General features: G+C 60.4%; 14 protein-coding genes. 5 read left to right on the top strand and 9 right to left on the bottom strand.

The genetic code is table 11. The features are described 5' to 3' along the window. Positions 1-8: 8 nt before the first annotated feature. From HAT86_RS13705 to HAT86_RS13670, 8 genes are all read right to left on the bottom strand, one after another. Complete coding sequence (locus HAT86_RS13705; protein WP_331272553.1) at positions 9-1,058, bottom strand: ATP-binding protein; 1,050 nt, start codon at positions 1,056-1,058, stop codon at positions 9-11. Beyond that, the gene (locus tag HAT86_RS13700) at positions 946-2,775 is read right to left on the bottom strand and encodes a GAF domain-containing sensor histidine kinase (protein ID WP_167198900.1); all 1,830 of its coding nucleotides are present in this window, start codon (positions 2,773-2,775) and stop codon (positions 946-948) included. Before HAT86_RS13700 ends, HAT86_RS13705 begins: the two co-directional genes overlap by 113 nt. A gap of 88 nt (positions 2,776-2,863) precedes the next feature. Next, the gene (locus tag HAT86_RS13695) at positions 2,864-3,133 is read right to left on the bottom strand and encodes a hypothetical protein (protein WP_167198897.1); all 270 of its coding nucleotides are present in this window, start codon (positions 3,131-3,133) and stop codon (positions 2,864-2,866) included. 62 nt (positions 3,134-3,195) lie between these two features. Further along, positions 3,196-3,837, bottom strand: a complete 642-nt coding sequence (locus tag HAT86_RS13690; protein WP_167198894.1) for a response regulator transcription factor — start codon at positions 3,835-3,837, stop codon at positions 3,196-3,198. 490 nt (positions 3,838-4,327) lie between these two features. Continuing rightward, positions 4,328-4,813, bottom strand: a complete 486-nt coding sequence (locus HAT86_RS13685) for a DUF6505 family protein (RefSeq protein WP_167198891.1) — start codon at positions 4,811-4,813, stop codon at positions 4,328-4,330. After that, on the bottom strand, positions 4,810-5,517 hold the full coding sequence (locus HAT86_RS13680; RefSeq protein WP_167198888.1) for a biotin/lipoate--protein ligase family protein: 708 nt from the start codon (positions 5,515-5,517) through the stop codon (positions 4,810-4,812). The genes HAT86_RS13685 and HAT86_RS13680 overlap by 4 nt, the downstream gene beginning before the upstream one ends. Next, positions 5,514-6,578, bottom strand: coding sequence for an iron-sulfur cluster carrier protein ApbC (gene apbC, locus HAT86_RS13675; RefSeq protein ID WP_167198884.1), 1,065 nt, complete (start codon positions 6,576-6,578; stop codon positions 5,514-5,516). Before apbC ends, HAT86_RS13680 begins: the two co-directional genes overlap by 4 nt. Positions 6,579-6,580: 2 nt before the next feature. Further along, positions 6,581-6,784: a DUF6494 family protein gene (locus HAT86_RS13670; protein WP_167198881.1), complete on the bottom strand. Its 204-nt coding sequence runs from the start codon at positions 6,782-6,784 to the stop codon at positions 6,581-6,583. A gap of 102 nt (positions 6,785-6,886) precedes the next feature. On the opposite strand from HAT86_RS13670, the gene HAT86_RS13665 reads away from it, so the two are divergent. Then, entirely contained in the window at positions 6,887-7,603 is a 717-nt protein-coding gene (locus HAT86_RS13665; RefSeq protein ID WP_231125914.1) for a hypothetical protein, read from the top strand. On the opposite strand, the gene HAT86_RS13660 is transcribed toward HAT86_RS13665, so the two are convergent. After that, positions 7,597-9,555, bottom strand: a complete 1,959-nt coding sequence (locus HAT86_RS13660) for a 4Fe-4S binding protein (RefSeq protein ID WP_167198875.1) — start codon at positions 9,553-9,555, stop codon at positions 7,597-7,599. The two genes, HAT86_RS13665 and HAT86_RS13660, sit on opposite strands and share 7 nt — an antisense overlap. A 66-nt stretch (positions 9,556-9,621) precedes the next feature. Between HAT86_RS13660 and HAT86_RS17075 the strand changes: the two genes are divergently transcribed. Genes HAT86_RS17075 through HAT86_RS13640 form a run of 4 tightly spaced genes read left to right on the top strand, consistent with a single transcriptional unit; the run spans position 9,622 to position 11,985 of the window. Further along, entirely contained in the window at positions 9,622-10,473 is an 852-nt protein-coding gene (locus tag HAT86_RS17075) for a DUF3305 domain-containing protein (protein ID WP_331272552.1), read from the top strand. After that, on the top strand, positions 10,470-11,114 hold the full coding sequence (locus HAT86_RS13650) for a DUF3306 domain-containing protein (protein ID WP_167198872.1): 645 nt from the start codon (positions 10,470-10,472) through the stop codon (positions 11,112-11,114). The genes HAT86_RS17075 and HAT86_RS13650 overlap by 4 nt, the downstream gene beginning before the upstream one ends. Continuing rightward, a complete protein-coding gene (locus tag HAT86_RS13645) occupies positions 11,111-11,749 on the top strand; it encodes a TorD/DmsD family molecular chaperone (RefSeq protein ID WP_167198869.1) in 639 nt (212 codons plus the stop codon). The genes HAT86_RS13650 and HAT86_RS13645 overlap by 4 nt, the downstream gene beginning before the upstream one ends. 44 nt (positions 11,750-11,793) lie before the next feature. Further along, positions 11,794-11,985: a ubiquinol-cytochrome c reductase iron-sulfur subunit N-terminal domain-containing protein gene (locus HAT86_RS13640; protein ID WP_167198866.1), complete on the top strand. Its 192-nt coding sequence runs from the start codon at positions 11,794-11,796 to the stop codon at positions 11,983-11,985.

The raw sequence follows: 11,985 nt of genomic DNA, 5'->3' as shown, positions 1-11,985 counted from the left end.
TATATGCCTCAAAAGCATGGAATCACAAAGCAAGCATCATGGGAATCCTGAATCTGATCAGGGGCGACACGCTCTAGCGCATCGCCCAGAGGGTGCGCGCCCAAGACATTGCACAGGCCGGCAAGTTTGTGGGCAAAGCGCCCTGCGCCACGGGCGTCGTCAGCGGCAAGGCGTTTCGGGAGCTCCGTCTCGGCTTCGGTGATCTCTTCGGCAAGGCCAGCAAGCGACCGGCGTAACAGCGTGCCGTCGTCGTGGGAGCCCAACGCCGCCAGAATGGCGGGATCAAACAGGGTGTCGGCATGGGGGCGCTCTGCTGTGGCGGCGTCGCCGCCGTGCAGGATTTTGGCAAGGCTGGTACAGTCTAGGGGTTTGGGCAGCCACGCGTCGAAGGCAAGCTCACCGAGCATCGCGGAGGTTTCGGATGCCTGATGAGCGCTGAAGCAGACGATATGCGCCTGCGCAGACGGCCCATTTGACCGGCGGATGCGTGCGGCTGCGGTGGCCCCGCTGAGGTTTGGCATCCGATGGTCCATCAAGATCAGGTCGAACGGCTCGGCCGTGGCATGTTCCACGGCCTCCAGACCGTCAACGGCCTCGGCAACCTCGGCACCATAGCGGGTAAGAGTTACGCAGGTGATCTGGCGGATCATCTCGTCATCCTCGGCCACCAGCACGCGCAGCCCGTCGAACTCGTTGGGCTGGATTTCGGGCTCTGTCTCTTGGACGGGTATCCTTTCCGCTTCGGGCAGCGTCAGCCGTAACCAAAAGCGTGCGCCGTTACCGGGGGTGCTCTCGACGCCAACTTCGCCGTCCATCGCCGAAGCAAGCCGTCGGCAAATGGCCAATCCAAGGCCCGTACTGGCGGCCGCGACATCCTCGCGGTCGAGCGTGCCGAAGTCTCGAAACAGCCGCGGGATGTCCTCGGGTGCGATACCATGACCGGTGTCAGCCACAGAGAAGGTCACAACCCACCCCGCGTCGCCCGGCGCGTCGGCGTTGGCCTGCAATTGGATTTGACCACCCTCGGTCGCCTTTACGGCGTTGCTGGCAAAATTGATCAGGATCCGACGCAGCGCCGATACATCGCCGAAAAGCGGCGGCTTGGGTTGCCACCTCGGTGCCCTTGGCTGCGGCCTGAGACCGGACGATGTCGGCCACCTCGTCAAGTAGCTTTGCCGGGTCGAAGACCTCGGGGCGCAGTCGCAACTCGCCCGCCCCAAGGCGCGCCAAGTCGAGGACATCGTCGATCAGTTGCAGCATACTATGGCCATCGCGCTCGATGCGGTCCAGCACATGCTTTTGCGCCGCTGCCTCGCCCTCCTCGTAGCGCACCAAGTCCAACGCGCCCAGAATGGCCACCAGCGGTGTGCGCAGGTCATGGGCTAAAGTTGCAATCAACTGTGATTTGCGCGCATCCGCAGACCTTGCTTCTTCAAGCTGTAAGCTGGCGGCCTGTTGGGCCTTTTCTTCTGCCTTGCGCCGTGAGGTTATGTCTGTCGCCGCGCCGAACCACTCCTGAATTTCACCTTTTGCGTTCATCACGGGAACAGCACGCGACAGCACCCAACCCAGGCTTCCGTCGCTACGCCAAATGCGGTGTTCCATCTCGAACAAGCTGCGGGTTTCAATCACCTCGCGGATTTGGGCGCAAACGGCTGTCTGGTCGTCGGGATGGACGTAGGTGGTCAGCCATTCGGCAGAGGACAGCGCGGTGTCGCGCAGCACGCCAAGCCTATCAAATTGCTGCATCTCTTCCCAGTCGGGGCTCATACGATAAACGACCTGCGAGGATGCAGTCACCAGCGCGCGGAATCGTTTTTCGCTTCTGCGTGTGCTGGCCTCAGCGCGCGCGCGCTCAAGCGCCTCCCAGATACGCAGCGCGCCGACATGCGCCATCGCAATCTCGTCGACATTCCAGCGGTGCGGCTGGTCATGCCGGACAGAGATGATCGACACAAGCTCATCATTGCGCAGGATCGGGATCGTCAACTGTGCCCGGAAGGGGGCGTGCGCATAGCGGAGCACCTCGGAGGCCGCTGGACTGGCTGGTGCCCCCTCCGCATCCCATAGATCGTCGATGACGAGTGGTAAGCCTTGGCGCAACAGATGGATCGCCGGGCCATAGTTCGAAAGTTCATGGTCGACAGCATGCGACGGCGCGGACGTATCGCGGCGATATTCGCACCGTTTACAGGCTTGGCCAGCCGCTAAATCCACTTCTGCGAAACTGGCACGGTCGGCGTTCAGTTCCTCGGCTATAATCTGCGTGCCAAGGGTTTGCACCTCTTTGGCGTCATTCAGGCGGCGCAGCGCGTCGCTGAGGCGAAGCATGAAACTGGATCGCGCTTTTTCATCGTGTGCGCTTTCAGTCTGCCGGGCGCTGTAAGCTGCGAAGTTCAGCTGCACCAGCACCCCCTCGGTCTGGCCAGCGTTGTTCGCCACGCGTGTGCACGCAAACCCGACGGAGGGTCGGTCGACAAGGAGGCGCCACATCAGCGGCAGCAGCGCCGCGCGCAGCGGGTCTGTGGCGTCGCCGTCCAACACAGCCCGACAGGCATGGTCAAGCTCCATGGACACGTCGGCTGCGGGCAGACCTGCGAGTTGAACGGAGTGTGAGCCCAATCCGCTTTGCCAAGCCGGATTTGGCACCATGATGTTACTGGGCCCCCAGAACAGGCAGGTGGGGATGCTGCTGCACGCATGCGCCTCGACCAGCGCGCGCAAACTGATGGACCAGTCTGTTACCGGCCCAAGCGGCGTGTCCGCCCAATCCATATCAGTCACTTTGTCCAGCGAATCTATCCTATTCCCTTGCCCGTCACATCGTTTCTTTCAGGCGCTCTCAAAGCTGTCTGGTCTTGATTTAAAGGTTGCCGGAACCCGCCATCTGGTCAAGTTCTGTTTGGCGTGGCCACTGGGTGGCCCCTTGGGCGACCGCGATCAAATCACGGGTTTGCACCGGCGTGTAGACGATATCATGAACCAGACCTTGACCGGCTTCCGGCACATTTCGCGTTTCGGTGAGCAAGATCTTTGAAACACGCGGACTTGCATCCGCAGCGTATTTTGCAAGAGCCAGCCATTCAGTTTTGTCCTCCTCGTTCGGAAATGACTGAGTAGGAACTCTATTCAACACAAAGGATGAACTCGTGCCCGTTTGCTATGATCTATGTGCTCGAACGCCCTGTCGGCACGTCAAACCAGACCACACTGCTGTGCTTTGATTATGGCCTGTGTACGGTTTCGCACATTCAGCTTTCGGCAAATAGATTTCATATCCATTTTTACGATCACTTCGCTAATAGCCAAGGCACGCGCAATTTCCTTGTTTTGCAAGCCCTCGTAAAGGAACGCAAGCACCTGCTTCTCTCGTTTTTTCAGGTCAAAATCGTTGTCTTGCCCGCTGGACAGTTGCAAAATGAAATCTGCGGGCACAAAGGTTTCACCTGCAGCAATAAACTTGACAGCGTGTGCTAGCGTGTTGGCGGACACGGTCTTTGGTATGTAGCCTGCCGCCCCTTCCGCCAATAATTGCTCGATTGTGACGCTTCCGGCCACGCCGGAAAAAAGCGCAACCCCGCCGTCATTCGCGGAATTCACAGCCCTGAAGCCCTCCAGACCTTCGACGTCGGTCAGGTTGTAATCCATCAAAATCACTTTGTACCGGCCACGCTCTTTGATCTTGTCCAGGGCCGTTTTCATGCGTGACGTATGCTCGACACAAATCTCATCATCGCTTGCCAACCGTTCGGCCAAGACTTCTGACAGAAGAACGTGGTCATCGATGATCAAGACATCGATTTGGTCAACGAGATTGTTTTGGTCTTGCATCATCATTTTAGTCAAAAATTTCCATCCGAGAGTTATTGCAGCATTTGAAACAGGGGAACAATGTATCATACGAGATAGAAGTTACACTTATGCAATGATGCGTCTCATTGTAGACTTGACTAGTCCGCATGGCCTTCCCTCGGCTGAATCACGCCGTGACATGGGGGAAAGCAGGCCAAGGTATTTAACCTGAAGGCAATGCATGGGGGTATGACGGCGTCGCGACCTTCGGGACCAAAGAGGCTGGTGCGGGTTGTGAAGAAAAACGTCGCCTTATCAGTGAGTAAGAGGCCGATTTTACACGCGGTTCCGTCCCAATATGGGGCTCTCAGAACGATGCGGCGCGCTATTGATCGACCCTTGGAAACGGCAGCAGACTGTCATTATAGCTTTGATCCACGGTCGCCCGCGTCACGATATCGTGACTATGGCGCCGCCGGGGCGGCGCGCCCCAATCACGACGACGCTGAGAAAGCGGGCGGTGTTTGGGCACAAGTCATTGGGGGGTGTCGATATCCCCATGAATGGCGAATTGTTCCAGCCCGGCATCTTGTGCTTCGATCATGCGATAGCTTTCGCGCACGCCAGCGTCGGTCAATTCGCGTGCCACCGTAAGCAATGTGTTGGGTGCGTGATCCTCGCAGAGTTCGATCATATGCGCGATCTCGGCTTCGGCCACGGGCAAAGCCGTGGCAATATCCGGCGCGCCATAGACCGAGACGAAATGCTGTGCCAAAGCCTCGGCCAATGCGGCGCGCTCTGCCTCCTCGACTTGCGTGACGGCAACGAAGGTAACCCGGCCAAAGGTTTCGACGCCCAGCCACCCATTGGCAAAGGCTTGGCGGGCCTTGCCGCTTAGGTCTGCTTCGGTCCAGTTGGAAAATTCAAACCCGCCCGAGATGCACCATTCACCTGTGCGGGCAGGGCTTGAATACACGCGCGTATCGCTTTCGTCGAAATGTATCGCTCGGGCCAGTTTCATGCTGTGTGCTCCACGATCGTGCTCAGCGGGATCAGATGCGTCGTGTCATCCTCCCGCAGCAACATGCCAAAATTTTCGTCAACGCCCAGAAAGGTGCCGCTGTATCCGTTTTGCGAAACGGTCTCTCCCATGCCATGGCCAAGCCCGCGCCATTCGGCGTGCAGGGCACGGGAGCCGTCGGCCTCCCAACGGTTGATCCAGTGCAAGGTGTGGCGGGCCCAAGCCTCGAGCAGGTCGGTCGGATCGACCTCCGCGCATCCTTCTTCATAAAGCGCCGTTTCATCGGGGCGCGCGCCGGGGGCCGCCCCCACCGAGATCAGCGGCAATTCGAGCCCCACCACCAGCCACCCCGGCAGGGCGTGGGGATCATCGCTGCCCGCCGTTACGCGCAGGCGGCCACAGGCCGCGCCGTTGACGCGCAGCCCGCCGGACCATTCCAGATGCACGGCCACTTCGGGTGGGCCAAGCGCGCCAAGCGCGTTTTGAAACCCCACGCCACAGGCGGGCAGCATGGCCATCGCCTGCTCCAGCGGCACTTCGGGGGCCATGACCAACGCGGCCGCCAGTCGGTTGGCCGCCACGTTGTATACGATCACCCCGGCGTCACAGCCCAAGGCCGCCATGGCGCAGGCTTTCTCGAACGGGTCGATTCCGGCATCCACCGGATGGCCCGACATCAGCGGCGGAAAGGCCGGTTCGCTCATGCCACCCCCTGCGCCACAAGCGCCTTGGCGACATCACGGAAGGCTTGCGCCTGTGGGGCATCGGGGTTTGACACCACAATCGGCGCGCCACCGTCCGAGGCCATGCGAATATCGATATGCAACGGCACCTCGGCCAGAAGCGGCACGCCCATCTTGTCACATTCGGTTTTCACGCCACCATGGCCGAACACATGTTCCTCGTGCCCGCAGTTCGAGCATATATGCGTCGACATGTTCTCGATCATGCCCAGAACCGGCACTTTCAGCTGGTTGAACATATCGATCCCCTTGCGCGCATCCAAAAGTGCCACGTCCTGCGGGGTTGAGACGATGATCGCCCCATCGACCACGGCCTTTTGCGACAAGGTCATTTGCACATCACCGGTGCCCGGCGGCAGATCGACCAGCAGAACATCCAGCGCGCCCCATTGCACCTGTGTCAGCATTTGCTGCAACGCGCCCATCAGCATCGGACCACGCCAGACAACGGCCTGATCTTCGTTGGTCATCAGGCCAATCGACATCATCGTGACGCCATGGTTGCGCATCGGCAGAATGGTCTTGCCATCCGGGCTGGCTGGCCGCCCCGAAATCCCCAGCATCCGGGGTTGGCTGGGGCCATACACATCCGCGTCCAACAGGCCCACCCGGCGGCCTTCGGCGGCCAGCGCGCAGGCCAGATTGGCCGACACGGTGGATTTGCCGACACCGCCCTTGCCGCTGGCAATGGCGATGATGTGGTTGATCCCCGGTACAGGCTGCGGGCCTTGCGGCTCGGCCTTGCGTTGCGGTTTCAGGTCCGGTGGGGCCTTGGCCGAATGCGCGGTCAGCACCGCCGATACGTCGGTCACGCCCTCCAGGGCCTTTACGGCGGCCTCGGCGGCCGCGCGGGCAGGTTCGTACACATCGGCCTTGGCCGGGTCGATTTCCAGCACAAAGCGCACGGTGCCGCCTTCGACGTTCAGGCCGCGCACGGCCCCAGACCCGACGATATCGCCGCCAGCCGCCGGATCGTCGATGCCTTTCAGCGCCTCAAGAACGCTTTCTCTTGTCACGGCCACGGTTATCCTTGCCCCTTGATCGTTCCGGTCACTTCATGCTCCACGTCCAGACCTTCGACCGTCAGCACGACCTTGGCCTTGAATTCGCGGCCTTCAAGGTCGCCTGCATCGCGCAAAGCGTCCTCGATCGCCTGTTGCGAGGTCACCCCGACCTGCTTGAGGAATTTCCGCATGGACATATTGAAATCGCCGATGTCATCGCTCATTTTGCTCTCCTTTCGTCAAAATTATTGACGCACTGGGTCTTGGGTTTCTACCCTTGTTCCATGCATCGCTTTGCGTTCATAGTCTGCTGCGCAGTCGCGCTGATGGTCACTGCCCCGCGGATGGCCAAGGCGCAAGACATCACGCTGGCCGTTCCGCAAGCGTTGCAAGACAGCGGATTGTTGGAATATGTGCTGCCGCGCTTCTCTCTCAAGACCGGGGTGCGTATCGCGGTGGTCGAAAACGCCGAAAGCGCAGACTTGTCCTTGTCTGAGGACAGCGGCGCAGGCCGGGCCGTGTTCACCGGTCCGCAGGCGACATGGCACATCGTCATTTCGGCCCGCGACAACGAGAATGCCCGCCGGCTTGCCGATTGGCTGACCTCTGAAATAGGCAAGCGCACGGTTGCGGCTTACACGGTCGATGGTGCCGCACCGTTCGGTCCGGCCAAACAGGCCAAGGCCGAGGTGGCTGCCGTCACCTTTGATGGGGACGCCGCGCGCGGCGAAAACCTGTCCGACAAACTGTGCGGGCGGTGCCATGTGGTGTCGCGGGACGAGCGAATGAACGATATCGGCTCGACCCCGTCGTTTCATGTGCTGCGCGCGCGGCAGGACTGGGACAGCCGATTTCAAAGTTTCTACGCGCGCAACCCGCATCCGGCCTTCACGCAAGTCGCCGATGTCACGCCGCCTTTCCACGAAGAGCGCCCGCCGCCCATCGTCCCCGTCGAAATGACGCTGGACGATCTGCAGGCCATCATGGCCTATGTGTCGGCCCTGAAGCCTGCCGATCTGGGCGCCCCGATTCAGCATCAGTGATCCCGGCGTTTGCTGAGATAGTCCTCGGTGGTGCGCACTTGCGGGCGATCTCCGCCTGCAAACGGGTTGTTCTGTGAATGAAATTGCGCGTTGACCCGACAATTGTCGCACATCTGGATCATCTTGGCGGCCTGCGCATTGGCGAACATGGCGTGCTTGCCGGCCAGTTTTTCGGTGATCCGCTCAACGGTTGACTTCACGCCGAACAAAGCCCCGCACTCGATACATGCAAACGGCTCTTCTTCATGCAGGACAACCTGTGTCAGCGCATCGTCGCTGAGGTTCAGGCGCGTGTCATAGGAAATCGCGTTTTCGGGGCAGACATTGGCGCAAAGCCCACATTGCACGCAGGCATCTTCCTGAAACCGAAGTTGCGGCATGTCGGGGTTGTCCACCAAGGCGCCGGAGGGGCACAAAGATACACAGGACAGGCACAATGTGCAGGCGTCGGTATTCACCTCGACGTTACCGTAGGGCGCGTTGTCCGGCAACGGCAAGACCGTATCTGCGTCATGCAGTGCCTTGGCGCTCAGGCGTGCCACTTGGCGGCGGCTGCCCATCGGCAAAATCGGCTGATCAACCGGTGCAGGCAGATCGGTATCGGCGTATAGCGCGTCACACAGCGCGTCCGGGTCGGCCACATCCAGTAGGCTGATTTTATGTTCGCCAGCAATGGCTTGGGCCAGTGGCACCTCGTCATTCAGGGCGTCCCGCTCGGTGGTGGGCGACAGCAGAACCGTCACCTTGACAAACCCCGAGGCCAAGGCCGCCAGCATTTCAGCATGGCCAAAGCCCGAAATTACACTGACCTCCAAGGGGATCACATCGGCAGGCAGGCCGCGGCTATAGCGCGCGGCAAGCTGGATCATCTCGGTGCCAAACTCTTGATCGCAAACCAACAAGCGGGGAGCGTCGCCGCCCGCTTTGCGATAGGCAGACGCCAGCGTATGGATTCGCCGGAACGTCATGTCGACAGGTGGTGCGTCGTAGGTGATGGCCCCCGACGGGCAGCGCGCGGCACACGCGCCGCAGCCGGCACAGATCATCGGGTCGATGCTTACATGCTCGCCCGCCGGGCTAATCGCATTGGTGGGGCAGATATCAAGACATTTCGTGCAACCGGTTTGCTCGGCGCGGGAATGTGCACAAATCAAGGGTTCTAAAGCCACATAAAGCGGCTTTTCGAATGTGCCGACCAGCTGTGACGCCTCCAGCACGGCATCGGCCACCGCACCTATACTGCCGGGGTCTGCACGCAGATAACCCTCTCGCTTGTGCGCGGCCGGGAACATCGGTGTGTTGCCCGATAGATCAAGGATCACATCGCATTCGGTTTGCCCGCCATCGCGGGGCTTGTCCCATGTCAGCGCCCCGCGCCCGGCAGGGTTGACCTGTTGCAAGGCATCAATCCGCAGGCGGAACTGCCCAAGGGCACCATCGGCCCGGTTGACGCGCCCACGAATAACATCGAAATCGCGGGTCTCAGGGGGGGCGGCTTCGTCGGTCATCAGCACCGTGACACTCAGGATCGACGACAGTTTGCGCGCCGCATCAACCGCCACATCCGACGAGCCGATGATCAGGCATAGACCTTCTGAAATCACGTCCAATGTCTTTTCCGAGGGCGCAGGTAGGGTCGCCTCGGCCATCAACGCGGCCATTTTGGGTAATTTTGAGCGGGGATCATCCGACCAACCGGCCCGATCCCGCAGATCCGTAAAGGCCGGGGCCGGGGCCTCGGATTCGGTCGCCAGCTCCTCGAAAATGCGCTGTTCTTGGCGGCAGCAAATTACCGCATCACCCGTCGCGATTTCTTGTGCGGCATGGTCAAGTTGGGTGGTGCACAGGCCGGAATGAACCTGCGAACAGGTCAAACCTGTTGCGGCTTCCAATGCCTCGGCGTCCACGTCCTGCGTGCCGGAACAATTGCATAGAATCAGTCTTTTATCCATTTTTGGCTGCCACGCTTTTTTGATGATTTCGCCCGCTGCTGCGGTGCGTTTCGGCCTAAGGTAGTCATGATTCGTAGTCGTGGTAAACAAGATTTACCACCCTTGCCTATGCTGTTCGGCGTACGCGACAGGTCCGATGATTCTAGTCAATTCGCACTTTGCAGAGGATTGCCTCCAATCCTGTCGCGCGCGCGATTCGGACTTTTTGTCCAATGTGGCGCGCTGGCGCGTGATGCGCTGGTCAAACTGGCCCTAATCCGTTTTTGTAGACGATGGGATGCAGAAAATTCTTTGTCTGGTTTGAAAATTGTACCAATCTGGATTTTCCGAAACTGGGGAGGATCGGTGTTGGTGCACAATCCGGCTCGATATGACAGCATGCCGCTTGGCGTGGTCGTTAGGCGCACGCCGGGGGTCACTCGGTGGGCGCAATGGGCGTGGAAGGCCGTCGCGGTCCTGCCTGCTGCGGCGCAGGCTGAGTGGCGCGTGCTACGCCACGAGGGGGACGCGATAGAGTATCACGCCGCGACACCACTGCTTGAATTGCATGGCGCGGAAACGGATGCCTACCTGCATGGGCTGGCCGCGCGAATCCCTGCTATTTATGTTATACTGCGTCAAAGCGAGTCGAGCGACGGCCCGCCGCTTGACGTGTTGCTGGTCACGGCGTCACCTTACGAGGCGCAGGATTACGCGGACAGCGGCGAAGAGATCATTGAAAAGGTTCCGATGCCGGAGGCTGTGGTTGCTTGGGTGCAGGGGTTTGTTGACACTCATCATATCGAGGAAGAGTTCAAAAAGCGCCGTCGTGACCGCACTCGCACAGATAAGGTCGAGCATAGTGTTGGCGATCCCCGTGTTCGCAAAACCGCAGATGTCTACCAAGCGCCGCAGGTGCGCAAAGAGAGGCTGAATTGACCCGCGCTGCTGATTTCTGGTCCCGCCGCAAGGCGCGTGTGGCTGAAGAGGAACAGGCCCAAGCCCAAGAGCTTGAGGCGCAAGAGCGTGCCGCGCGTGAGGCCGAGCAGGCCGAAAAAACCGATGAAGACCTGCTTGAAGAATTGGGCCTGCCCGATCCCGACAGCTTGCAGCAGGGCGATGATTTCAAGGCGTTCATGGCCAAGGCCGTGCCCGACCGTATCCGCCGCCGCGCCCTGCGTAAGCTGTGGCTCAGCAATCCCGCGCTGGCCAATCTTGACGGGCTGCTGGATTATGGCGAGGATTTTACCGACAGCGCCACTGTCGTCGAAAACCTGCAAACCGCCTATCAGGTGGGCAAGGGCATGCTGGCCCATGTCGAAGAGCTGGCCCGTCAGGCGGCCGAAGCGGAAAAGCCCGCGGACCCTGACCTTGCCGAGGCTGCCACGCCAGAGGCGGACGAGGCCCCGGCCTTTGATGACACAAGCGATGCGGACACTGACGAGATCGCCGCGCAGCCGTATGATCGGCCCGCGCTATCCGCAGATGCGCAATCCCAAGATGACATGTCAGCATATGACGCCGCGCCGCGACGGCGGATGCGGTTTGCATTCGACGACCAAGATGTTGCGCGGACATGACCATGAAAGAGGCAGTGATGGAGAGCCCAACCGTGACCAGTGACATAGCCGAAGAGGATCGGCTGCGCGCCGATCTTTACGATTTTCTGGGCGTTTTGCTGGCCGGGCCGCCCAATCCGGCGCTTCTGAAGCAAACCGCGCGCTTGTCGGGGGATGAAACAGATCTGGGCACCGCCATTGCCGCACTTGCGCGCATCGCCCAGCACACCAAGGCCCCCGCAGTCGAGCGTGAGTTCAATGCGCTGTTCATCGGGCTGGGTCGTGGAGAATTGCTGCCCTATGCCAGCTACTACCTGACGGGTTTCCTGAACGAAAAGCCGCTGGCGGCGCTGCGCCGGGACATGGCTGTGCGCGGCATGACCCGTGCGCAGAATGTCTATGAACCTGAAGACAATATCGCATCGTTGATGGAAATGATGGCCGGCCTGATCACCGGTCGCTTTGGCACGCCGGCGGCGCTGACAGATCAAAAGACGTTCTTCAACAAGCATATCGGCCCTTGGGCCGGGCACTTTTTCACGGATTTGGAGGCCGCCAAGAACTCGGTTCTCTATGCCTCGGTCGGCGCTGTCGGCCGGGTGTTCATGGAGATCGAGGCCGAAGGCTTCCGGATGAGCGCGGACCATTCCGCATAACCCGGCGGGCCACCCGGCCCGCCTTCACCAGAGAGGAGGCTATCATGACGAAGAAAGTTGAGGATGGCGCCAGCCGTCGCGATTTTCTCAAACTGGCGGCTTCTGGCGCGCCCGCGGTTGCGGTCGTGGCGGCAGCAACCGGGGGGCAGGCCGAAGCAGCCCAGCCCGATCTGTCATCCGAACGGATGCAGGACACCGCGCATACCCGCGCGTATTTTGACTCCGCCCGGTTTTAA

The organism is Roseovarius gahaiensis (assembly GCF_011601345.1).
GTDB lineage: Bacteria > Pseudomonadota > Alphaproteobacteria > Rhodobacterales > Rhodobacteraceae > Roseovarius > Roseovarius gahaiensis.
This window is presented reverse-complemented; position numbering and strand designations above follow the sequence as displayed.

Bases quoted from the DNA above. Each gene is read 5' to 3' on its own strand.
- HAT86_RS13700 (WP_167198900.1), bottom strand. From the start codon at position 2,775: ATGGATTGGGCGGACACGCCGCTTGGGCCGGTAACAGACTGGTCCATC.
- HAT86_RS13680 (WP_167198888.1), bottom strand. From the start codon at position 5,517: ATGAGCGAACCGGCCTTTCCGCCGCTGATGTCGGGCCATCCGGTGGAT.
- HAT86_RS13665 (WP_231125914.1), top strand. From the start codon at position 6,887: ATGGTCACTGCCCCGCGGATGGCCAAGGCGCAAGACATCACGCTGGCC.
- HAT86_RS17075 (WP_331272552.1), top strand. From the start codon at position 9,622: ATGATTCGTAGTCGTGGTAAACAAGATTTACCACCCTTGCCTATGCTG.
- HAT86_RS13670 (WP_167198881.1), bottom strand. From the start codon at position 6,784: ATGAGCGATGACATCGGCGATTTCAATATGTCCATGCGGAAATTCCTC.
- HAT86_RS13645 (WP_167198869.1), top strand. From the start codon at position 11,111: ATGACCATGAAAGAGGCAGTGATGGAGAGCCCAACCGTGACCAGTGAC.
- HAT86_RS13640 (WP_167198866.1), top strand. From the start codon at position 11,794: ATGACGAAGAAAGTTGAGGATGGCGCCAGCCGTCGCGATTTTCTCAAA.
- HAT86_RS13660 (WP_167198875.1), bottom strand. From the start codon at position 9,555: ATGGATAAAAGACTGATTCTATGCAATTGTTCCGGCACGCAGGACGTG.
- HAT86_RS13685 (WP_167198891.1), bottom strand. From the start codon at position 4,813: ATGAAACTGGCCCGAGCGATACATTTCGACGAAAGCGATACGCGCGTG.
- HAT86_RS13690 (WP_167198894.1), bottom strand. From the start codon at position 3,837: ATGATGATGCAAGACCAAAACAATCTCGTTGACCAAATCGATGTCTTG.